Consider the following 18,500-nt stretch of genomic DNA (forward strand, 5'->3'; position numbering starts at 1 on the left):
GGCGGCAGTTTGGGTAACGACGACCGGAGAGCGGGGCCGTGCGTGGACTTACGGATGCCGCGCCGATGTCCCGCATCGACACAGAAGCCACGGCCTGTTCTGCATACGACTCCATTTCGTTCACAAGGAACGAATCGGAGTCGGGAAAATCAGCGCGCAGCGAGTCCTAATGATGGGTGAAGATGCGCGCGCGTCTCGCCGGCAGCAGACATTTTCGGCGGCACGAATTTCTCCGGCGGCAGGAATTTCGAGACGACCGCGGACACGATGACGATCTCGCGGCACGGGTCACATCGAAAACTGTTGATCGAGCTGGCCGTCATCGGGCGCGTGCATTGCGGGCATGTCATGCTGCGCGAACGCGGATGGACGACGTTGGTTCCTAAGCTCTCACGGACAAACACATGCGGGGCTGCAAGGGCGCGCACGACGACCGCCTCCCGATCGACCATGCCGCTCCGCTGAAGCGAAGCGGCGGGCGCGCACTCCAAACAACATCGCGCCCGCCGTTGCCGCGTGCCACCGATCTTCGCCGGCCGCCCGTCAAGCCGCCTTCTTCGCTTTGCCCTTCTCGGAAAAGCATTCCAGAATCTGGATGCGCAGCTCTTCGGCGGCCGGCCCTTCGACCTTCCTGAGCTCGTTCCAGAGCCTGATCACTTCGCGCTGTTTCTCGATAGTCATGAGTCACCTCCGGGATGACCCATAGGAACAAAGTGAGAACAAAAAGTCCAGCCCCCAGCGCACGATTTCAGGGCAAATCGTCTTGAACCTTTTGGGCTGCGCACGGACTCATGGTGGCTGGGGATTTCAGCGCCCAGTCAATCTGGCAGCGCCGCCGGTGGACGAACATACTCCGTCACCGCGGCGCGGTTGCTTTTTGGATCTTCAACCTTAAGTTAGAGCCACGGCTGACGGCCAGGCGCTGAAATCACATCGCCGTCAGTTTGGAAAGCCCCGTGCGCGAGCGCGGGGTTTTCTCTTGTCCGAGACCGCGATGAACCTTTTCGAGTCCGGCGCGTCTCATTGTTGAAGCTTCCCCCAAAGCTTCCCCATCAAAAGGATCCCCCCATCGGAAAGCCCCGCTCCCCCCAGGCGGGGTTTTCGCTTTTGGCAGGCCAACGCAAAAACCCCGCTCCGAAGCGATCGGAACGGGGTTTGGCACGCTCAACACAAAAGCGCGCGATGGTCTGGATCAGACCGCGTCCTTGTCAGACCGCGTCCTTGGCGACCTTCAGCGGCGAGGCCTTCACCGACTTGCTGGCGGGCTTGGCCGCGAACTGCATCGGCTCCTTGGTGAAGGGATTGATGCCCATGCGGGCTTCGGTGGCCGGCTTGTTCACGACCGACATCTTCACGAAACCGGGAATAACGAACTCGCCGGATTCGTTGAGCTCCTTGTAGCCGACCGTCGCCATGTACTCGATGACCGACTTCACGTCGTTCTTCGCGAGCTGCGTGCCCTCGGCAATCGCCTCGATCAATTGTGTCTTCGTCATCTTCGCCATGTCTGGAATCCTTTTGTGCCAGCGAGCAAATTCTGCTCAGGACGCGGCTGAACCACGCAGCGCACCGCCGATTCATGCCTGCTGTCATGAAGTCACGGGGCTTAGAACCCATCGAGGCCCAAAACACAAGCCGCGGCCAGCGCGGGTTCCGCTCATTTATCCCCAGGCCGCAGCAGCGATCGGGCTTGAGTTGGCCGCGGAATTGACGGGTGCACGCGCGCCCTCGCCCATCCCGTCACCTCACCGTGAAACTTGTGACTGGAGCTGCGCTGTTCAGACTTCAGTAACCCAACCCCGCCAAGCTCGCCTCAGTATCGTTGCGTTGGAGTATCCTGACAGTGCTGGATTTTAACGAGCTGCGTGAACTCGCAGCGGATGTTCGCGTGTTCGTCGACCTTGCCGAGGACAAGGCGGAAGCGCTGCGCGCCGTCATCGCCGCCTATGACGTCGTGCTTGCGATCTTTCCCTCGCAGGAGGGCATGGGCCTTCACGTCATCAAGGGCAAAGAGGTGCTGGACAGGATCGCGACGTCGCGCACCCATGCGATGTACAGCCACACCGCGATCGCAGTTCCCGACCTGCAACACGCACAAGCGCTCAAGCTTCTGACGGCGCCTGCCGAACAGCGCATGGCGGCCTAGATTCTTCTCTCGCACGTCCCCGTTTAGGAACGTCACGTCTGCGCTCCGGTTGGTCCACGCAACCAACCAGGAGTTTGAGATGAAGAAGTTGATCATTGCGACCGCCGCACTCGGCCTGATGTGCGGCGCCGCCTTCGCGCAGAACCAGACCGGTCCCGCGCCGCAGTCCGACAACATGCAGAAGCCCGGCATGAACAAGATGGACAGGGGCTCGACGACAACGGGCACGACCGGCATGAGCAATGACGGCACGAGCCGGAGCGGAACCGTCAGGCCCGATGCATCCGGCCAGGGCGGCTCGGGCCCCGGCAGCGACCAGGGCGGCACGAAGGCCCGCATGAAGTAGACCACACTCGTGCACGACGTGCTTCCGGCCGCGCCGCGCCCCATAAGCCGGCGCGGTCACTTCGTCTACTTTAGTTCCCTACGTCTGCAACGCCGGTGCACAGGAACCGCAGCGAAGAGGCATGGGAACGCTCACCGCTCGCATGCGTTGCCTCTTCATCAGAGAGGGAGATCATCATGAGCGTTGAAGGCAAGGCCAAGGAAGCAGCGGGCTACGTCAAGGAAGAGCTGTACGAGCACGGCAAGTCCCCCGAGAGCCAGAAGAAGGCCCAGGAGGGCCGTGACCTCCGCAACGAAGGCCGCGTCGAAGACGGCAAGCCGCCGAAGACGACGAAGCCCGGCACCGGTCACTGACCGCGATTCCGAAAATCAAGCGCGCGAAAGCCGTTCCTGGCAAATGTCAGGGACGGCTTTTGGCGTTCGGCTGCGGAGCCAAGTCCCGCCGATGTCGACGGTGGAAGACAGAGATAGCCGACTGCAATCGGTCCGCTCACGCGGCGCGCGAGGGCGCCGGCCGACGCCGCGGCACGAACAGGCTCGCGACGATGATGGGGTCGGTATCGCCGAGCGCAGCCCGCTCCCGAGCAAGGCCGCTCATGACGGTCCTCATCTTGAGGACCTCTCCCGCCACGAAGCTGCAATCCTCGTCCCGGTTGATCTGCTCATGCATGATGGCCTCGGCCTCTCGCATGCTGACACGCAACGCCCTGATCACTCGCCTGACTTCACTGATGCGGTTGTCCATGGCTCACTCCTTGCTGGACGACCCACATAAGAACAAATCGGGAACATGAAGTCAAGCGGCATCATGCGGCCAAAGGCGCTTCAGGACGTCTTGGGGTTCATCAGCAGCAGCTTGAACGTGCCGAGAATGACGAAGGCGCCGAGACCATAGCTGAGCGCATTCACGCCCCAGCAAATTGCGATGCCGAGGACGGTGGAGCCGCCGACCGCGCCCCAGAACAGATACGCCGCGCTGATGCCGGGCCACTCCAGCGACAGGTAAGCGAAGTTGGTAACCGGCTCGATGGCGAGAAGCGTCGCCGAGATGAGCCCGCCGATCGCCAATGCGATGAGGATGGTCTTGTTCATGCTGGTTAGTCGTGTCGGCCCTGGCGGGGTTCAACTATGGCCGCGGGTGCATTCGATGGATGACTCTCGTCGCTTCCAAAGAAAAAGCCGCCGGTCAGGGCGGCCTTCGATCAATTGTTGTCGCATTTGCCGGGATTGGCCGAGCACCAGCGGCTCACCTCTCCGCCGCTCCAGCCTCTGGCCTTGTTGACCGACACGCATTCCTCATAGGTGCACGTCTTCTTGGCCTGGGATTTCTTCTGTTGAGCGAGGGCGGGACCTGTCCCAAGGACAATCGCAATCACGAGCAGATATTTCATCGAACCTCCAATACAAACGCATCCTGCTGATCAGGTTCAACCGGCGCTGACGTTCCCGAGCTCACCCGGCTCGAGCGTGATGGACTGGCCATGACGGCGACAGTGCACCAAACCGCCACGTTCATTCTCCAGCTATTGTTTGACGGGCGTGCCAGGTCCCATTGCAGCCGTCGGAGCGGCGGAAAGTGCCCGAACCGCTGCGGCCGGACAAATGTCCCGAACCGATCGAGGTCAATCCATTGGCCTGAAAGACCGACCGCGCCGAACCGTTGGCGCTCACCGAGCCGGTGAGACCTTCGCCGATGATCCGGCCGCTCGTGACCACGATTGCGCCCGAGCCCGTGCCGCCGCAACCGACGGAGGTCACGATCCATGCACCGTCCACGCTGCTGCCACCGCCGCCACCGCCGCCGCGTGCGGCACGGCGAGGCTCATCAGCTACCGGCTTGCCGCGCCGCGAAGGCTGATCGGATTCGACCGAGCGTGGCGCATCGCGCGAGCCCGACAATGATTTCTCGTCGTTCCCGATGCTGCCGCCCGCGCTGCCGGATTGCGCAAGCGCGGCCGTCGAGCCGAACGTGCAGAGGAGCAAGGCGGAGAACAGGAAATGTCGACGTCGAAACACGGACCGCATTGTCGGTGGGTGTCCAATGGCTTTGATGGTCAATTCGATTGTCCTGACCGTCGGCATGGACGGCAGCAATAATGCGCCAAGCTTTGCCCGTCTTCCCGCACGCGTCAAGCGCGGCGTTCTCAGTGCGATCGAACCTGTCGCGGCTCAGATCCTCGTCGGAGACAACGTCGATTGAGTGAACTATCACCGTCATGCGGCTCTTCGCGCCAAAAGCGCGATCCGTGTTCGCGCCACAGGCGCATGGCCCGCAACGGCAGCCACGATCCCAGCACCATGGCAACCGCATTGGCTGCGACCACCGCATACTTCACCGGCCCGTCCGAGGTGTCGAGCGGACCGTCGAGGGGAAGGTATGGCTCCATCAAATCAGTGGAGAGCATGAAGGCGATGAACGCGACGAAGCCGCCGATGGTCGACACCAGGATGCAGACGCCCCGCCGCTTCATACCGTGCGTGTTTGATTTTGCCTCGTGATCCATCACGCCGAGCACCGTGAGAACGAGGATGAGGAGCATGCTCATCCAGGCGGCGACGTTCGAGCCCGGCCCGAAGCGCTCCAGCAACAGCCAGGCAGCGACCGCGAGCAACATGATCGTCGTCACCGGGCTTTCCTCAATGTCCCCAAAAATGGGCCGTCAAACCGGTCGCGATAAGGCCAAGGCCGATGATGACGGTCGCGATCTCGATGACGGTGTCCACGCCGAATATCCGCGCGATGATGCTGCCTGCGGTATTCAGGAGGATCTCCACGATCGCGCTGAGCAAGGCTTCAAGCATGACCGTTGGTCGCACCCGGCTGTGCCCGGGTTCAAGCACCAGCGCCTGCACCTGATCGGGACTACCACACACGATTACGCGCGGTCCTTTGCCTCGCTCTCACCCACGTCCTGTTTGTGCTCGATCGGCTTCACGCCTCGCTCCAGGCTCGGAGGACGCGAAGTTGAGTGCACTGTCACCGAAACTCCGTGCCTACGGAATATCCCGTTTCTTGCTGCCACCGATTGAATGTGGCTTGTTCAGGAAATACTCGCGATTCCCCGTCGCCGCTTCCGCATATTGGTCGATCGAGACCATGATCGCTTCGACATGAGCGCGGCACCAGCCTTCCCGCGTGGCCAGGCGCCGAACGTGGTCCAGAGCTTTCAGGAATGGCGACAAGTCGGGCTCGTCGGTGAAGTACCGGCGCTCTACCATTTGCGGCCTCCCAGGACCCTGCCCTTCACCGGGCCGGGCTGCCCTGCCTTCAGCTCATCCCGCTGGGCGCAGAGCGTCTCGATCCTCGCTTCCATGCGGGAGAGCAAAGCCTCAGCCGAAGCCGTACCGATCCCGGCGCGCTGAAGCTTGAGGATCTCCTTTCGCTGCCGCCCGACCTGCACGCGCATGCGCTCGATCTCGGCCCGGATGACGTTCAGGTCAGGCATGGTCAGTCCCGCAATGTGACGATGGCTAATGAGAACAAAAACGGAACGAAGAGTCCAGTCCGACGTTGGAGTGAAAAGGAGATCGACATGGCCGACAACACGCAGAAAGACCCGAAGGACTGGGTTTCCGGCGACGACCCGATGACCGGCGCCCAGGCATCCTATCTGAAGACCTTGGCCGAACAGGCTCATAAGCCCCTCCCCAAGGAGGATCTGACCAAGGCCGAGGCGTCCGAGATGATCGACAAGCTCCGTGAGAAAGCCGGACTGGAAAAGTAGCCGCCCCGCCGAGGCGCTGTTGAGGAACCCACCCGTGTGGCTGGGTCAGGTCAGTGGCGCTTCAACAGACCCGGGCGACCCCATGCACCGTCCAGGTCTCGACCCAGCGACGCTAGGAACAAGTCCGCGACGTCGGAATTCGATGAAGATGCGGTGCCGGCATTCTCCCCCCGGGTGTCGGCACCGAGAGCCCCGTGGCGCCGCCGTCGCGGGGCTTTTTCAGGAGATGAACATGAGCGATCGCACCGGCAACGAGCCCGCACCGTTGATCCTGATCGGCGTCGCTGTTCTTCCGGTCATCGCAGTGCTGGCTTACTTCGCGTTTTGACGGACGGGGTCCGACGTCGATACAGCTTGCGCGGAATTGCAGTCCACCGCTGTCGCTGTAATTATCGTGTCTCACTTCAGGGGTGCAGTCCAGCACTGTGACCGTAATTCTCGATGGACGCCCTTTCAAAATAATCTTTAACCGAAAGTAATACCTAAATGGGATCTCTCGACCCCAAGTACCGTCAACCCTTACGGTTGATGGTGATATTGATCGTTAGATAGATCAACATGCCGGGCTTCTTCCCACCACTATGCATCGCGGCTGATGTATTTGCAGCTAGCTAGTCTGCAGACGCCAAGAAGCGCGGCGGGAGGGTATTCGCCAGAGTTTATATTCGCGGACATCCGGAACCAAATTAGCCATGCTGAACCAGCAGACCTTTGAGATACCGCTGCCACTCCAGCCCCCCGCCCCCCGACACTAGCAAGACGAGCCATGCCGCATCATCACGACGAAGCGGCGTCAATTTAGTGCACCGTCATCGCAATTAGTGATTCCAGTAATTCCAAAGTGACACCTCATCCCCGATAGCCTTCCGTAAGCATAGTGGTACAGGCATCCAGATAAGTTGTGATACTGTTGTGCGCCCGAATTAGTCCCTCAAGCTCGACGTGAGTTAGCTCGAACCGTTTTCCCTTGATATCGGTTGGATATCGAAACCGATCTCCCCGCGGGTCAACTTCCTGAATATCTGCGATCTGCTTCGCGACAACCACACCCCAATCATCCGTCGTCGAGCATCCCCACCTCTCCATCGAGGCTGACAGCCTGTCCCAAAGCGCCACGAGATCATGACCATCGGTCTTTGCGGCTACGTCATCGGTCTTGGCGTATTCAATGATCGTGCCTTTGAGCGCTAGCTCTATCGAGTGACGCGCTAGGAAGAAAAGCGGAATACTTAGGTTGCTGACGCGGTGACCCGGCTGATATGCTTTGCGTGCGAGTTCGTCGAACGCCAAGCTGTAAGTAAACGACACGTATTCCCACGTAGTGGCGAAATTGTTTATGTCGCCGCCGTGGTGGATGTACTTTGTCATCATCGACTGAGCGTCAAACTCCGATAAATCCAGCAATTCGTCGTAGGTCTTCATTTCTTACGCCCGCGGGCTTCCCACGTTTCCAGTATGAACAGCGCCATCGTGTGTGCCGCATGGACGGCGAGCCGAGCGTGTCGGGCTTCGATTTTGTAGTTTTTGCTCCCGTGCCCGTGGGCCGATCCCTCATGAGTCCGTAGAGCCCCGACGCCGGCAGCGATGCTGAATAGGCCGGACAAAATTTGCTTCAGGTCGTCATCTGCCATTTGGCCTGGCGAAAGGCCCAGATTTTTGGCTACTTCAGTCCACAAAGGCGCGATGGTCTGCTTGTTCGGAAGCGGAATATTTTCCGTTTCAAGGTAGTGTTTGCAGACAGCTTCCACGATCGCACAGGCTGCGGTGACGGCCGCCCCAGGGTCCGATCCTATGAAGTTGTAAGCCCGCTGATATTCTAGGTCGACCGCGGCAAGACCGCCGACGTTGAGCCGTTCCCCAAGGGACTTAGACGGCCCTTTCAGGTGCGCTCCAATGATGTACCCCCCGCGCTGGTAGCTCAACTGCTCCTTCTCAAGGACGGTTCTAATCCGTTCCCTCGCGTCGCCGTCTTTGGCATACTGCTCAAGCCGCCAAGCGGTCGGCTCGACATCCATCATTTCCGCTATCAGCGTGCCAAATAACCCCAGCGGATCCGAGCATTCAGCGTTTGCGCGGCGCAACCACGAGAGACATTTTTGTGTCTTATTTCCCTCGGGCGGATCGCCGGGAAATCCCGCCTGCATGAAGAGAGCGTTCAGTTCTGCGTGGGTATAATGACCGTCGAGAATCGGCGCCGTCGTGCCGATGAGCGCTGGGGGAATCTGGGTCATTTTCAAGTCCAAACCCGAGCGAGCGGCGGGGATCTAATGGTAGACGCGAGATCGTTTTTTAAGGCAATCCGGAAGAATCCGGCGCAGTATTTCATCATACACTATTCGTGCGAGATGTTGTTCGACGAGAACCTGGAGGGCCACTCCCCGAGGATCACCTCCATCGTAGTCATGCACTACCCCACGGCCCAGACCCAGAGCTTTGCCTTCCACCTGTCGGCGGACCTGTTGAATATCCCGAAGGACCAAATTGACGCAAATCTCGACGAGATAGAGATGGATCTGTTATCGCGGTTCTACAAATTCGCCCGCGAACGTCGCTTGATGCACTGGATCCATTGGAACATGCGAGGCCAACTGTTTGGATTTGAGCATCTCGAACACCGGTACCGTAAGCTCACCGGGCTGGACGCACCGAATATTCCCGTCGAGGTGCGGTTAAACTTGAACGATATCCTGCGTGAAAGATACGGCCATGACTACGCACCGCACAGACAGATGCAGAACTTAATGCTCCTTCAAGGCGAAATGCCGAAGGGTTTCTTAGAGGGCAAAGAGGAAGCGGAGTGTTTCAACCGGCGTGAATTCATCCGAATGAATGAATCGACTAACACGAAGGTCCACTTTTTCCGCCACGTTATCGATCTCGCCCTCCGCGGCAAACTCAAAACGGCCGGTCATTCCGTAGTCAATCGCATTGACCGGCTTTTAGAAAGCCGCACGTCTCGCGTCCTAGCTTTCACTGGCACGATATTGGGCTTGCTTAGTTGGATTGCCTGGCTGGTTTTGCTAGGGTTCAAATGAGTTGGAGCGTGCCAACGGCGGTCGGAGTGCCGTCATCCTGCGAATGTTCGCCGTCCCAGTATTTGTCCGCGGATACCGCGCCAGAGACAAGGGCAGACCAAAAACACGGTAACAGTCCAGCACTGCCACCGTAATTCCTTGAATCATAGATGCAGCAAGATTTTCAACACGCCGCCCCATACGATTGCAATAACTGCGAGCGCGACTCCAATTAGCCACATGACTTGCGTGTAGAGCTTGATCGGCACTGACGACGGATGATCGTAGATTTCTTTCCCGTGGACGAGCCGCTCTTCTAGCTTGAGGACTCTGAGATCATAATCCTTGACGTGCCGCCAAACGAAATAGGTCGCGGCCAATCCGCACATGTTCTGCGTTATAAACATGACGGGCACTAGCCAGGCGATACCGTTAAAGGTGTTCCCAGTGATCGACATAGATGCTCCCATCCAGCCCATCGCAGCAAAATTGACAGTTCCGAAAAACGTAAACCAACCAATAAAAAGCGTAAATATATGCTGGATGTACTTGTGAAGCTCATCGAGCCGCCGCTCAGCTTGGGCCTTATCCATCTGCTGTTCGCAAGTTAGAGTTTTAATACATCTTATGATTGAGCATTAGCAGCGTTGTCGCCTGACTTCTAGGCACATTCCTCCATATTTCCTCTTCTGCTCAAATCGCGGCCCCCTGCCCCTCCCCTCCATTTCCTGCTATCTCTCCCCCGCCGTCCCGGCCCAAAGCAAAACCCCACCCGTTCAAGGGAGCCCCACCCATGCGATACCTCCACACCATGCTGCGCGTGCGCAATCTCGATGTCGCGCTGAAGTTTTACCAGGATGCGCTGGGGCTCAAGGAGGTGCGGCGGATCGAGAACGACAAGGGGCGGTTCACGCTGGTCTTCCTGTGCTCGGCGGACGATCTCGAGGCGCTGAAGAAGCAGCCGCCGACGCGCGGCGCGCCGCTGGTCGAGCTCACCTACAATTGGGACGAGGAGAAGTACGGCGAGGACCGCTTCTTCGGCCATCTCGCCTATGAGGTCGACGACATCTACGAGACCTGCGCGAAGCTGCAGAAGGCCGGCGTCACCATCAACCGTCCGCCGCGCGACGGCAACATGGCGTTCGTCCGCTCGCCCGATCTGCACTCGATCGAGCTGCTGCAGAAGGGCGAGCCGAAGGCACCGGCGGAGCCGTGGGTCTCGATGCCGAATGTCGGCCATTGGTAGGCTGACACGGCAGGAACCAGCGCCCGCCCCCGGCGTTCACTCCAGGACAATGCGATTGGAGGAGAACGCGATGGGACGCGGAATTTTGTTGTGGCTGCTGGGCGTGCCGATCCCGGTGATCATTCTGCTGTGGCTGTTCTTCGGCCATTGACGCCAGGCAGTCACGTACCAAAAAGAAAAGCTCCGCCCATGGCGGAGCTTTTTGCATGAGGGGTTCGGCATAATCGTGCGTCGCTCGCCGAAGTGAATTCCGCTATCAACCGCCTGCCGTGACTTCGTAGCCCGGATGGAGCGAAGCGTAATCCGGGAATCGTGCCACAAACGACGACCGCCTCGGATTGCGCTTCGCTCCATCCGGGCTACGGAACGACGACACCAAAAACGCCGCGGGGAGGACGACATGGCGGATACCAAGCTCACGATCTGGGGCCGTGCCAATTCGGTCAACGTCCAGAAGGTGCTGTGGTGCCTGACCGAGCTCGGCCTTCCCTACGAGCGCATCGACGCCGGCATGGCGTTCGGCAAGACCCGCGAGGCCGAATATCTCGCGATGAACCCCAATGCGCGGATCCCGACGCTGGTCGAGGGCGATTTCGTGCTGTGGGAGTCCAACTCCATCATGCGCTATCTGTGCCTGGCGCATGGGCGCGGCACGCCGATCTATCCGGAGGCGCCGAAACTGCGCGCCAGCGTCGACCGCTGGCTCGACTGGACGCTGTCGACGGTGCAGCCGGTCGACCGCCCGGTGTTCTGGGGCATCGTGCGCACGGCGCCCGCCGAGCGCGACATGATCAAGGTGCAGCAGGATGCGGACGCGGCCGCCGAGGTCTGGGACATCGCCGACCGCCTGCTGGCCACGCGCCGCTTCATCGACGGCGATGCCTTCACCATCGCCGATATCGCGATCGGCGCCTATGCGCGGCGCTGGCTCGGCGTCGAAGGCATCACCCGCCCGGCCCAGCCGCATTTGACGCGCTGGCTCGCCGAGCTCGCCAAACGGGATGGCTTTGCGCAATTCGTCGCACCGCCGATGTCGTGAGGCGGGTGGCGCGGATCAAGCTCCTCCGAGGCCACGCTGAATCGGCATGTCCGCGCAGGCGCGCGGGGCCGCGCCGCCGCACTTGACGGCTACTGTGTATGGGGTTGTTTTCGCAACTTTGTGCGGGGCCTAACGCCAGCCACGCTCCACCAGCAGCACGCAGACGATCAGCACCAGCGTCACGGCCGCGGTGGCAAGCTTCGCCGTCCGGCTGAGGCCGCGGCCGACCCACCACAGCAGCGCGCAGTACATCACGAAGGGAACGATGATCTCGGGCCGCATCAGGTCCGGCGGCATATCGGCCCTACCGCCTGACCGTGGTCTCGACGCTGACCGAGCCGCCGATCTTGACGCAGCTGCCGGTCGCCTCCACCCGATAGAAGCCCCGGCCATAGGAGGCGCAGGAGCCCGCCCTGGCGGTGCTGCCGGCGTCCTTCAGGGGCAGCGTTTTGCCAGCCTGCGGCGGCTCGGCGGCCGGCAGGCGCAGGGTCTCGGCGGCGGCAGCGGAGGTCGCCAGGAGCGAGACGAGGACGAGGAGCGGTGCGCGCATGGGGCGGGTTCTAACCCGGACGGATGGCGCTCCCTAGCGGAATCGAACCGCTCTCTCCACCGTGAAAGGGTGGCGTCCTAACCGATAGACGAAGGGAGCAAATGCATGGCCTCACCGCTTTGGGCGGCACGGCCGCGCCGCGCGAGCAGTGCCCGGCGGCTTGCAGCGGGCGAACGTATAGTGGCCTTTGCGCTTCCCGGCAAGCCGTTCGGAAGGTCTTTTGGAACCGGTGGATAGCGCCGCCCCCAGGATCATTCGGGGGCGATTTCAACGGTTTCTTAGGGTTCCCGGAGGTAGCGCTTAAGCGGGAGAACTGAAAGCCGATGCCACCGCCCAAGAAGCGCGCAGCCCGCAAGCTGCTGTCGCAGCATGCCTGGATCACGCTTGCCGGCGGATTCGCGGCGCGGCATTGCCTGGTCCAGGACATCTCGGACACCGGCGCCAGGATCACGCTGGACGAGGATGCGACCCAGCTCCCGGGCGTGATCCGGATGGCCTTTGCGCGCGATGCCCGCACCGGGCGGAGCTGCCAGGTGATCTGGCGCCGTGGCAAGTCGGCCGGCGTCAGGTTCATCTGATCCTGGACGTCGCCTCCGCTCACGCGGCATGAACCTTTGCTGCCCCCGCTGGCGACCAACAGGCCATGGAGCAGCGCAAATCAATTCCCGACGGCCCGTCGGCCGCGCCACCGCCCTGGATCCACCGTCAGGTGCATAACGCGCCGGGCTGGCGCGCCAGGATGTTAGAGCACATGGCGCGCGCCAGATCGCTTCCGCAGCCGCAAGCTACGACTGCGACAGCGCCGTCGCGTGCAAGCGGCATGAGCATCCTTGGCGATGCCTTCGGCTATGTGGTCCTGTTCGGCGTCATCGCCCTGCTCTTCCAGTCGCGCATCCCGCTCTATCTCGGCACCTTTCTCTTCCTTGACGACGGCGAGCGCATCGAGCTTGCGCTCGCAGGGATCGGCATCCGGTTCGAGCCCGATACGGTCGGCCCCGACATCATCAAGGCCTTCGCAGCGCTGTTCGGATGGTTCGCGTTGCTCGCGTCCTTGCGAGCGCCGGCGCCCAGCTGGCTTGCGGCGTGGGTGCCGCCGGACACATCGTGGTCCTTCATCGCCGGCATCGCCCTTGCGCTCGCCGTCGTCGAGGCGTTTGCGAAGCTGGCCATGCGGCACGCATTGCCGTGGTTCGGATTTCACACCAGGCCGGTCGGCGTGAGATGGGCGGCGATCAAATTCGCCATCGCCATCGGCATCCTCGCACTCCTGGTGCTGCTCGGATGACGTGATCGTGAGATCATGGGCGATCTGAACGCGACGCTATGCCGCCCGCTCCGATCGGCGCATTTACCGGAAATTTACCCCTGCTCACGAGCGCCGGTATCTTTTGCTTAGAATTTGATTGCTACCGTGAATCTACGGAAACACTCCGAAACACGATTGGTCCCCATGTCCGTCTCCGAGTTCCTCAGGCAGCGCGCAGTGGACGTCACCGTGAACGGCAGCTACTCGCTGCCGCGCTGGTATGATTGTGAAGGCAAGCTGCGCACCTTCGCCTGCCGGACCAAGCGTGTCTCCCCGTTCCGCATGATCGTGGACGTGCCCGTCGTCGGCAAGATCGGCGAGCGCGTCACTTCCTATTTCCAGGACTTCGGCGAATTCCAGTGCACCATCAGCGCGACGCTGAAGGCGGGTTTCCTGATGGAACTCGACATGACGCGCGCGCGCCGCGCCTGGATGTCGGAAAAACTGACTTGGCTGGAGAAGAAGCAGAAAGACGACAGCATCAAGGAGCTACGGCGCGATGCGCGCTTCGTGCCCCAGGTCTCGCACACCTTCCTGACGCTGGCCGATGGCAGCACTCATCCCTGCTTCATCATCGACGTCTCCACGGCCGGCGTCGCGATCTCCTGCGAATACGATCCGCCGGTTGGAGCCGCGCTTGCAGTCGGCGCCTGCGTCGGGCGCGTCATCCGCAAATTCGACAACGGCTTTGCGGTCAAATTCGCCGAGAAGCAGCAGCGGGACGATCTCGTCCGGCTGATCGTCCGCACGCCGCTGCTGCAATCGGCCTGACCCAGCCGGCTGCCCTCCGCGACCTTGCCCTATCGCGGCCCCATTGCGGGATCAGCTTTTGCAGGTCTGGGCCTGGTGCCAGACCTCATGTGCGGACTTGCGATCGGGGGACCGAATGGCAGTCAATAAGATCACCTGGGACAAAGTTGGCCGGGTCACCGAGCCCGGGCGCTACATGTATACGTTCGGCTGGCTCACCATCACCGCCGGCGATCTGGAGATCTGGAAGCAGTATCCGCAAGCAGCGTTCACCCTGCTCGCCGGGCACAAGCTGCCCGATCAGGCGACCGGCGAGGAATACCATCTCGGTGCGTTCGACGTTGCGCCCGAGCCGCGGCCCCCGTTCACGACCCATTGAGGGTCGTGACGCGGCTGGCTGCAGAGCCCTCTTCGGCATCCCGATTCCGGCGGCCACAACGGCCATTTCGCGTAAGGAGCAGCTGCGCAAACCGCAGGGCCGCCGCAGAGCGCATGGCATGGGCGTTGCTTGATCATCGCCATGATTCATCTCGCCCCCCTGAACCAAGCCCTTCTGCTGGTGCTGATCGCCGCCTGTCTCGGCTCATGCCTGATCCGTGCTTTCTGGGAGCTGGAGCAGGCCCGCGCCCGGCGGGTCGCCATGCGCCGCAGTCGCACAACCAAGCGTGACTAGGCAGCACCGGCTCCAGTCCCCAGATTGTAGCAAAGGCTGCCTCTGGACTTGCCCTCGGGACACGTGCATCGTGAATCGAAGGAACCTGCACATGGCCTTGATCTAACTTGCCAATCGCGGCCTGGCGAACGGCGCACAGCTGTTGCGATCGACGACGAAGCGGTTCCGTCATGCAATTGATTGTGCTCGTGTTCTACACGTCGCGGTCCCGATGAACGCCAGCTGTCGCGGTTGTTAAGCGACGAGACAGCCGGCACATGACACATGGTCGCATCGGTCAACGTAGATAAGCCGGGCAAGGGAACCTATTTTCGACGCCGATGTACCTGATCGAAGCGTTACCCACCGTCATCGGAACCGCAGCCATCGCCCCGGCGCTGCTGATGCTGTGGCTCGTCATTGCCGCCGAGGAGCGCCCGGGGCCGCCGGCCCAGGTCTGGACCGCCTTCCTGTTAGGCGCGGCCAGCATCTCCCTGCTCGGCCTCGCCCGCGCTCCCTTCGCCAAGATGGTCGCCGCGCCCGACAATCCCTGGGCCGAACTGGCGATGCATTCGGTCTTCGGCGTCGCCCTGCCCGAGGAAGCCGTGAAGGTCATCGCCATCGTGGCGATCTCTTCGACCAAGCGCCGGACCTTTGCCAATCCGATGGACACGGTGGTCTATGGCGCCGCGGTCGGCCTCGGCTTTGCCGCCTATGAGAACCTCGCCTACCTCGTCCAGCACGCCGAGATGTGGCGGTCGCTCGCGGCCTTGCGCAGCGTGCTGACCGTGCCGTTCCACGGCGCGCTCGGCATCATCGCGGGTGCCTATCTCACCATCGCCCGGGCTGGCACGGCGCTGGGCGCGAACCGTCACAATCGCGACTGGGCCCGCCTCTCCAGCCGCCTCCTGATCTTCGCCGGGCCCCTGGCGCTGCATTCGGCGTTCGACTTCCCGCTGCTCGCCTTGCAAAGGATGCCGGACCTCGATCCGACGCTGCGGATGTGGCTGGGTGCCGCGAGCCTTTTGATCGGCTTCAGTTCGATCGCCTTCGCCATCCGCCTGGTCCGGCGCGTCGCACGCCACCATGCGCCGCGCACCGATGTCGCGCGGGAGCGGCTGAGCCAGCTCCGGCGGATGTGGGCGCTGCTGCTCGCCGGCGGCGGCGTCGGCTTTCTCGGCCTCGCCTTCGTGCTGACCTCGATCCATCACTGGCTGATCAACCCCGAGCGCAATCTGACGCTGGCGCTGATCCCGATCGGATTTGTCTCGATCCTGCTGGGCCTTGCACTTCTGATCGTCACGATCGCGATCTACATTCTCGGCCGCAACCGCGTTCGCACCAGCGGCGAAGGTTTTTCGTCAGCGCACGGCGGCGGTTGAGCGGCGGGTGGCCAGCGCCCTCCACGCATACTAGATTGGATACGTCTGCTACGACGTAGAGGTCGCCATGTCATCACCCGACGATTTCACACAGCTGCAATCCGCGATGAGCCAGACGGTGAAGGCGCATTGGAAGGCCTTCTTGTTCGAAGGCATTTTGCTTGCCGTGCTCGGTATTGCCGCGCTGATCGTGCCGCCGCTTGCGAGCCTTGCGACTGCGATCTTCCTCGGCTGGATGTTCCTGATCAGCGGCATCGGCGGGCTGATCGTGACCTATTGGGCGCGTGCCACGCCGGGCTTCTGGTGGTCGCTGATCTCCGCGGCGCTCGCTGTGCTCGCCGGCCTGCTGCTGCTGGCCCGGCCGATGCAGGCCGTGCTGACTTTAACCATCGTGCTCGGCGCCTATTTCCTCGCCGAAGGCGTCGCCACCATCATGTACTCACTGGAGCACCGCCGCGAGCTCAGCGGCCGCTGGTCCTGGCTGCTGGTCTCGGGCCTCGTCGACATCGCGATCGCTTTCATGGTGATCACGGGACTGCCGAGCTCGGCTGAATGGGCGATCGGCGTGCTGGTCGGCATCAACCTGCTGTTCGGGGGCGCCACCCTGATCGGCATGGCGCTGGCGGCACGCAATAGCAACACCTGAGAGGCCTCGTCGCGCCCGGCGCCGTTTCGGGGGTGACAAGGCGCCAGCGGCACGCTATATGAGCAGCCATGATCACCGTCGCCACCAGCTTTTATTGGTACTTTAGCTACGACAGCTTGCTGGCGGCAGGAGGATCGCGCTCAATCTAGACCATTGAAGCAAACGTCCGAACAGCCGCCAGACCTGGCGGCTTTTTTATTGGCCGGCAGGTTCTGAAACAAACAGGAGCCCCGCCGTGCTGAGCACGACTGACGATCTTCGTATCCGCGAACTGAAAGAGCTGAGCACGCCGGATGAGGTGATGCGGGAAGTCCCGCGCACGCTCACCGCAACGCGCGTGGTAATGGCCGCCCGCAACGCCATCCACGCCATCCTCGCCGGTCAGGACGAGCGCCTGCTGGTCGTGGTCGGCCCCTGCTCGGTGCACGATCCCAAGGCAGCCCTCGACTATGCCGAGCGCCTGGTCAAGCTGCGCGAGGACCTCGCCGACCAGCTCGAGATCGTGATGCGGGTCTATTTCGAGAAGCCGCGCACCACGGTCGGCTGGAAAGGCCTGATCAACGACCCCGATCTCGACGGCAGTTTCGACATCAACAAGGGCCTGCGGCTGGCGCGCAATGTGCTTTCAGCCGTGAACAATCTCGGCCTGCCCGCCGGTACCGAATTCCTGGACATGACGACGCCGCAATATATTGCAGACCTCGTGTCCTGGGCGGCGATCGGCGCGCGCACGACCGAGAGTCAGATCCATCGCGAGCTGGCCTCGGGACTGTCCTGCCCGGTCGGCTTCAAGAATGGCACCGACGGCAATGTCCGGATCGCTGCGGACGCAGTGAAGTCGGCCTCGCATCCACATCATTTCATGGCTGTCACAAAACTCGGCCGCTCCGCGATCGCCTCGACCGCGGGCAACGAGGACTGCCACATCATCCTGCGCGGCGGAGCCAAGCCGAATTACGACGCGGCAAGCGTTGCGGCGGCCTGCAACGAGCTGGCAAAATCAGGCGTTGCTCCGCTGGTGATGGTGGATGCGAGCCATGCCAATTCGAGCAAGAAGCCGGAGAACCAGCCGCTCGTCATGGCCGACATCGCCGGCCAGATCTCCGGCGGCGAGAACCGCATCATGGGCGTGATGATCGAGAGCAATCTCGTCGCCGGCCGCCAGGACGTCGTTCCGGGCAAGCCGCTTGTCTACGGCCAGAGCATCACCGACGGCTGCATCGACTGGGCGACCACGGCAACCGTGCTCGAACAGCTCGCCGATGCGGTGGAGATCCGGCGCAATACCGCGCGCGCTGGACTGCACGAGCGCTCGGCCTGATCAGGCAAAGGCGGGCGGGGCGACGCTGTTCGCGCCCTGCCCGCGCTGCAGTTACGACTCAAGCATGATCTTTCCGGGAAACCGCTTCGCACTTTTCCGGATCATACTCTGATCAGCAGCCGCGACAGATGCTCTTGATCTTCTTGTCGAGCGCCGCGTCTTCCTTGTTCACGGGATTGTTCGGGTCGCTCAGATTCTTCTCATTCGGCACGTCGCCGGCGCGCGGCTGGCGATGACCGATGGGGGCCTGCGGTATCGATCCGGAGGACGCGCCGCCGGATGTCGGTCCCTTGGTGCCGGTCTGCGCGACCGCCGCGCCGCCAAGCAAGACCACGAGCGATGCCGCCAGCATGATCCTCTTCATTTTCGCTCCTCCAT

Annotated in this window: 31 protein-coding genes and 1 tRNA gene; 15 read left to right on the forward strand and 17 right to left on the reverse strand. The window is 61.9% G+C overall.

Annotated elements, in window-relative coordinates:
* Nucleotides 1–543 precede the first annotated feature (543 nt).
* A complete protein-coding gene (locus HYH08_RS27600; RefSeq protein WP_220012976.1) occupies nt 544–681 on the reverse strand; it encodes a hypothetical protein in 138 nt (45 codons plus the stop codon).
* Nucleotides 682–1,208: 527 nt separating this feature from the next.
* Nucleotides 1,209–1,505, reverse strand: a complete 297-nt coding sequence (locus HYH08_RS27605) for an HU family DNA-binding protein (protein WP_220012977.1) — start codon at nt 1,503–1,505, stop codon at nt 1,209–1,211.
* A gap of 338 nt (nt 1,506–1,843) precedes the next feature.
* Between HYH08_RS27605 and HYH08_RS27610 the strand changes: the two genes are divergently transcribed.
* The 3 genes from HYH08_RS27610 (at nt 1,844) to HYH08_RS27620 (ending at nt 2,845) form a co-directional block, all read left to right on the forward strand.
* Nucleotides 1,844–2,146 (forward strand): hypothetical protein, encoded by a 303-nt coding sequence (locus tag HYH08_RS27610; protein WP_220012978.1) that lies wholly within the window; start codon nt 1,844–1,846, stop codon nt 2,144–2,146.
* 79 nt (nt 2,147–2,225) lie between these two features.
* Entirely contained in the window at nt 2,226–2,492 is a 267-nt protein-coding gene (locus HYH08_RS27615) for a hypothetical protein (protein WP_220012979.1), read from the forward strand.
* Between the two features lie 176 nt (nt 2,493–2,668).
* Nucleotides 2,669–2,845 carry a hypothetical protein gene (locus tag HYH08_RS27620; protein WP_014495468.1) on the forward strand — a complete coding sequence of 59 codons (177 nt, stop codon included), beginning with the start codon at nt 2,669–2,671 and terminating at the stop codon, nt 2,843–2,845.
* A 136-nt stretch (nt 2,846–2,981) separates the two neighbouring features.
* Here HYH08_RS27620 and HYH08_RS27625 read toward each other — a convergent pair whose 3' ends face one another.
* From HYH08_RS27625 to HYH08_RS27660, 8 genes are all read right to left on the reverse strand, one after another.
* Complete coding sequence (locus tag HYH08_RS27625; RefSeq protein ID WP_220012980.1) at nt 2,982–3,236, reverse strand: hypothetical protein; 255 nt, start codon at nt 3,234–3,236, stop codon at nt 2,982–2,984.
* 80 nt (nt 3,237–3,316) lie between these two features.
* A complete protein-coding gene (locus tag HYH08_RS27630; RefSeq protein ID WP_220012981.1) occupies nt 3,317–3,583 on the reverse strand; it encodes a hypothetical protein in 267 nt (88 codons plus the stop codon).
* Nucleotides 3,584–3,693: 110 nt separating this feature from the next.
* Complete coding sequence (locus HYH08_RS27635; RefSeq protein WP_220012982.1) at nt 3,694–3,882, reverse strand: hypothetical protein; 189 nt, start codon at nt 3,880–3,882, stop codon at nt 3,694–3,696.
* A 121-nt stretch (nt 3,883–4,003) separates the two neighbouring features.
* Nucleotides 4,004–4,516, reverse strand: a complete 513-nt coding sequence (locus HYH08_RS27640) for a hypothetical protein (protein ID WP_220013028.1) — start codon at nt 4,514–4,516, stop codon at nt 4,004–4,006.
* A 119-nt stretch (nt 4,517–4,635) separates the two neighbouring features.
* Nucleotides 4,636–5,118, reverse strand: coding sequence for a hypothetical protein (locus HYH08_RS27645; protein ID WP_220012983.1), 483 nt, complete (start codon nt 5,116–5,118; stop codon nt 4,636–4,638).
* Between the two features lie 10 nt (nt 5,119–5,128).
* Complete coding sequence (locus tag HYH08_RS27650; RefSeq protein ID WP_220012984.1) at nt 5,129–5,344, reverse strand: hypothetical protein; 216 nt, start codon at nt 5,342–5,344, stop codon at nt 5,129–5,131.
* A 141-nt stretch (nt 5,345–5,485) separates the two neighbouring features.
* Entirely contained in the window at nt 5,486–5,710 is a 225-nt protein-coding gene (locus HYH08_RS27655) for a hypothetical protein (protein WP_220012985.1), read from the reverse strand.
* Nucleotides 5,704–5,937: a hypothetical protein gene (locus tag HYH08_RS27660; RefSeq protein WP_220012986.1), complete on the reverse strand. Its 234-nt coding sequence runs from the start codon at nt 5,935–5,937 to the stop codon at nt 5,704–5,706. The genes HYH08_RS27655 and HYH08_RS27660 overlap by 7 nt, the downstream gene beginning before the upstream one ends.
* An 87-nt stretch (nt 5,938–6,024) precedes the next feature.
* On the opposite strand from HYH08_RS27660, the gene HYH08_RS27665 reads away from it, so the two are divergent.
* Nucleotides 6,025–6,216: a DUF3072 domain-containing protein gene (locus tag HYH08_RS27665; RefSeq protein ID WP_220012987.1), complete on the forward strand. Its 192-nt coding sequence runs from the start codon at nt 6,025–6,027 to the stop codon at nt 6,214–6,216.
* Nucleotides 6,217–7,065: 849 nt separating this feature from the next.
* On the opposite strand, the gene HYH08_RS27670 is transcribed toward HYH08_RS27665, so the two are convergent.
* Together HYH08_RS27670 and HYH08_RS27675 are read right to left on the reverse strand one after the other, a co-directional pair.
* Nucleotides 7,066–7,638, reverse strand: a complete 573-nt coding sequence (locus HYH08_RS27670; protein WP_220012988.1) for a hypothetical protein — start codon at nt 7,636–7,638, stop codon at nt 7,066–7,068.
* Nucleotides 7,635–8,447 (reverse strand): abortive infection family protein, encoded by an 813-nt coding sequence (locus tag HYH08_RS27675; RefSeq protein WP_220012989.1) that lies wholly within the window; start codon nt 8,445–8,447, stop codon nt 7,635–7,637. Before HYH08_RS27675 ends, HYH08_RS27670 begins: the two co-directional genes overlap by 4 nt.
* 114 nt (nt 8,448–8,561) lie before the next feature.
* Here HYH08_RS27675 and HYH08_RS27680 point away from each other — a divergent pair, with 114 nt between their 5' ends.
* The gene (locus tag HYH08_RS27680; RefSeq protein WP_220012990.1) at nt 8,562–9,251 is read left to right on the forward strand and encodes a hypothetical protein; all 690 of its coding nucleotides are present in this window, start codon (nt 8,562–8,564) and stop codon (nt 9,249–9,251) included.
* Between the two features lie 143 nt (nt 9,252–9,394).
* Here HYH08_RS27680 and HYH08_RS27685 read toward each other — a convergent pair whose 3' ends face one another.
* Nucleotides 9,395–9,823, reverse strand: a complete 429-nt coding sequence (locus HYH08_RS27685) for a hypothetical protein (protein WP_220012991.1) — start codon at nt 9,821–9,823, stop codon at nt 9,395–9,397.
* 200 nt (nt 9,824–10,023) lie between these two features.
* Between HYH08_RS27685 and HYH08_RS27690 the strand changes: the two genes are divergently transcribed.
* Together HYH08_RS27690 and HYH08_RS27695 are read left to right on the forward strand one after the other, a co-directional pair.
* Complete coding sequence (locus HYH08_RS27690; RefSeq protein WP_220012992.1) at nt 10,024–10,476, forward strand: VOC family protein; 453 nt, start codon at nt 10,024–10,026, stop codon at nt 10,474–10,476.
* Between the two features lie 400 nt (nt 10,477–10,876).
* A complete protein-coding gene (locus HYH08_RS27695) occupies nt 10,877–11,515 on the forward strand; it encodes a glutathione S-transferase family protein (RefSeq protein ID WP_220012993.1) in 639 nt (212 codons plus the stop codon).
* Nucleotides 11,516–11,644: 129 nt separating this feature from the next.
* Here HYH08_RS27695 and HYH08_RS27700 read toward each other — a convergent pair whose 3' ends face one another.
* The 3 genes from HYH08_RS27700 to HYH08_RS27710 form a co-directional block, all read right to left on the reverse strand.
* Nucleotides 11,645–11,812: a hypothetical protein gene (locus tag HYH08_RS27700; RefSeq protein ID WP_220012994.1), complete on the reverse strand. Its 168-nt coding sequence runs from the start codon at nt 11,810–11,812 to the stop codon at nt 11,645–11,647.
* A 7-nt stretch (nt 11,813–11,819) separates the two neighbouring features.
* Complete coding sequence (locus HYH08_RS27705; RefSeq protein WP_220012995.1) at nt 11,820–12,065, reverse strand: hypothetical protein; 246 nt, start codon at nt 12,063–12,065, stop codon at nt 11,820–11,822.
* Between the two features lie 24 nt (nt 12,066–12,089).
* Nucleotides 12,090–12,164, reverse strand: a tRNA-Glu gene (locus HYH08_RS27710).
* A 224-nt stretch (nt 12,165–12,388) separates the two neighbouring features.
* On the opposite strand from HYH08_RS27710, the gene HYH08_RS27715 reads away from it, so the two are divergent.
* The 8 genes from HYH08_RS27715 to HYH08_RS27750 all read left to right on the forward strand — a co-directional run bounded on the left by HYH08_RS27715 (nt 12,389) and on the right by HYH08_RS27750 (nt 18,122).
* Nucleotides 12,389–12,643, forward strand: a complete 255-nt coding sequence (locus HYH08_RS27715) for a PilZ domain-containing protein (RefSeq protein WP_220012996.1) — start codon at nt 12,389–12,391, stop codon at nt 12,641–12,643.
* Between the two features lie 242 nt (nt 12,644–12,885).
* A complete protein-coding gene (locus HYH08_RS27720; RefSeq protein ID WP_228748094.1) occupies nt 12,886–13,350 on the forward strand; it encodes a hypothetical protein in 465 nt (154 codons plus the stop codon).
* 165 nt (nt 13,351–13,515) lie between these two features.
* Nucleotides 13,516–14,142: a PilZ domain-containing protein gene (locus tag HYH08_RS27725; RefSeq protein WP_220012998.1), complete on the forward strand. Its 627-nt coding sequence runs from the start codon at nt 13,516–13,518 to the stop codon at nt 14,140–14,142.
* A gap of 115 nt (nt 14,143–14,257) precedes the next feature.
* Nucleotides 14,258–14,500: a hypothetical protein gene (locus HYH08_RS27730; RefSeq protein ID WP_220012999.1), complete on the forward strand. Its 243-nt coding sequence runs from the start codon at nt 14,258–14,260 to the stop codon at nt 14,498–14,500.
* 129 nt (nt 14,501–14,629) lie between these two features.
* Entirely contained in the window at nt 14,630–14,794 is a 165-nt protein-coding gene (locus tag HYH08_RS27735; RefSeq protein WP_220013030.1) for a hypothetical protein, read from the forward strand.
* 320 nt (nt 14,795–15,114) lie between these two features.
* Nucleotides 15,115–16,155, forward strand: a complete 1,041-nt coding sequence (locus tag HYH08_RS27740; protein WP_220013000.1) for a PrsW family glutamic-type intramembrane protease — start codon at nt 15,115–15,117, stop codon at nt 16,153–16,155.
* 67 nt (nt 16,156–16,222) lie between these two features.
* Complete coding sequence (locus tag HYH08_RS27745; protein ID WP_220013001.1) at nt 16,223–16,801, forward strand: HdeD family acid-resistance protein; 579 nt, start codon at nt 16,223–16,225, stop codon at nt 16,799–16,801.
* 235 nt (nt 16,802–17,036) lie between these two features.
* Nucleotides 17,037–18,122 carry a 3-deoxy-7-phosphoheptulonate synthase gene (locus HYH08_RS27750; RefSeq protein WP_220013002.1) on the forward strand — a complete coding sequence of 362 codons (1,086 nt, stop codon included), beginning with the start codon at nt 17,037–17,039 and terminating at the stop codon, nt 18,120–18,122.
* A gap of 112 nt (nt 18,123–18,234) precedes the next feature.
* On the opposite strand, the gene HYH08_RS27755 is transcribed toward HYH08_RS27750, so the two are convergent.
* On the reverse strand, nt 18,235–18,486 hold the full coding sequence (locus HYH08_RS27755; protein ID WP_220013003.1) for a hypothetical protein: 252 nt from the start codon (nt 18,484–18,486) through the stop codon (nt 18,235–18,237).
* Between the last annotated feature and the right edge of the window lie 14 nt (nt 18,487–18,500).

The organism is Bradyrhizobium sp. BR 10289, from assembly GCF_019455385.1.
GTDB lineage: Bacteria > Pseudomonadota > Alphaproteobacteria > Rhizobiales > Xanthobacteraceae > Bradyrhizobium.

Excerpts from the sequence above, each read along its gene's own strand:
- HYH08_RS27725 (WP_220012998.1), top strand. The coding sequence starts at position 13,516 with ATGTCCGTCTCCGAGTTCCTCAGGCAGCGCGCAGTGGACGTCACCGTG.
- HYH08_RS27605 (WP_220012977.1), bottom strand. The coding sequence starts at position 1,505 with ATGGCGAAGATGACGAAGACACAATTGATCGAGGCGATTGCCGAGGGC.
- HYH08_RS27680 (WP_220012990.1), top strand. The coding sequence starts at position 8,562 with ATGTTGTTCGACGAGAACCTGGAGGGCCACTCCCCGAGGATCACCTCC.
- HYH08_RS27740 (WP_220013000.1), top strand. The coding sequence starts at position 15,115 with ATGTACCTGATCGAAGCGTTACCCACCGTCATCGGAACCGCAGCCATC.
- HYH08_RS27625 (WP_220012980.1), bottom strand. The coding sequence starts at position 3,236 with ATGGACAACCGCATCAGTGAAGTCAGGCGAGTGATCAGGGCGTTGCGT.
- HYH08_RS27730 (WP_220012999.1), top strand. The coding sequence starts at position 14,258 with ATGGCAGTCAATAAGATCACCTGGGACAAAGTTGGCCGGGTCACCGAG.
- HYH08_RS27685 (WP_220012991.1), bottom strand. The coding sequence starts at position 9,823 with ATGGATAAGGCCCAAGCTGAGCGGCGGCTCGATGAGCTTCACAAGTAC.
- HYH08_RS27700 (WP_220012994.1), bottom strand. The coding sequence starts at position 11,812 with ATGCCGCCGGACCTGATGCGGCCCGAGATCATCGTTCCCTTCGTGATG.
- HYH08_RS27755 (WP_220013003.1), bottom strand. The coding sequence starts at position 18,486 with ATGAAGAGGATCATGCTGGCGGCATCGCTCGTGGTCTTGCTTGGCGGC.
- HYH08_RS27660 (WP_220012986.1), bottom strand. The coding sequence starts at position 5,937 with ATGCCTGACCTGAACGTCATCCGGGCCGAGATCGAGCGCATGCGCGTG.
- HYH08_RS27635 (WP_220012982.1), bottom strand. The coding sequence starts at position 3,882 with ATGAAATATCTGCTCGTGATTGCGATTGTCCTTGGGACAGGTCCCGCC.
- HYH08_RS27720 (WP_228748094.1), top strand. The coding sequence starts at position 12,886 with ATGAGCATCCTTGGCGATGCCTTCGGCTATGTGGTCCTGTTCGGCGTC.
- HYH08_RS27670 (WP_220012988.1), bottom strand. The coding sequence starts at position 7,638 with ATGAAGACCTACGACGAATTGCTGGATTTATCGGAGTTTGACGCTCAG.
- HYH08_RS27675 (WP_220012989.1), bottom strand. The coding sequence starts at position 8,447 with ATGACCCAGATTCCCCCAGCGCTCATCGGCACGACGGCGCCGATTCTC.
- HYH08_RS27640 (WP_220013028.1), bottom strand. The coding sequence starts at position 4,516 with ATGCGGTCCGTGTTTCGACGTCGACATTTCCTGTTCTCCGCCTTGCTC.
- HYH08_RS27705 (WP_220012995.1), bottom strand. The coding sequence starts at position 12,065 with ATGCGCGCACCGCTCCTCGTCCTCGTCTCGCTCCTGGCGACCTCCGCT.
- HYH08_RS27620 (WP_014495468.1), top strand. The coding sequence starts at position 2,669 with ATGAGCGTTGAAGGCAAGGCCAAGGAAGCAGCGGGCTACGTCAAGGAA.
- HYH08_RS27665 (WP_220012987.1), top strand. The coding sequence starts at position 6,025 with ATGGCCGACAACACGCAGAAAGACCCGAAGGACTGGGTTTCCGGCGAC.
- HYH08_RS27615 (WP_220012979.1), top strand. The coding sequence starts at position 2,226 with ATGAAGAAGTTGATCATTGCGACCGCCGCACTCGGCCTGATGTGCGGC.
- HYH08_RS27630 (WP_220012981.1), bottom strand. The coding sequence starts at position 3,583 with ATGAACAAGACCATCCTCATCGCATTGGCGATCGGCGGGCTCATCTCG.
- HYH08_RS27695 (WP_220012993.1), top strand. The coding sequence starts at position 10,877 with ATGGCGGATACCAAGCTCACGATCTGGGGCCGTGCCAATTCGGTCAAC.
- HYH08_RS27715 (WP_220012996.1), top strand. The coding sequence starts at position 12,389 with ATGCCACCGCCCAAGAAGCGCGCAGCCCGCAAGCTGCTGTCGCAGCAT.
- HYH08_RS27690 (WP_220012992.1), top strand. The coding sequence starts at position 10,024 with ATGCGATACCTCCACACCATGCTGCGCGTGCGCAATCTCGATGTCGCG.
- HYH08_RS27600 (WP_220012976.1), bottom strand. The coding sequence starts at position 681 with ATGACTATCGAGAAACAGCGCGAAGTGATCAGGCTCTGGAACGAGCTC.
- HYH08_RS27655 (WP_220012985.1), bottom strand. The coding sequence starts at position 5,710 with ATGGTAGAGCGCCGGTACTTCACCGACGAGCCCGACTTGTCGCCATTC.
- HYH08_RS27745 (WP_220013001.1), top strand. The coding sequence starts at position 16,223 with ATGTCATCACCCGACGATTTCACACAGCTGCAATCCGCGATGAGCCAG.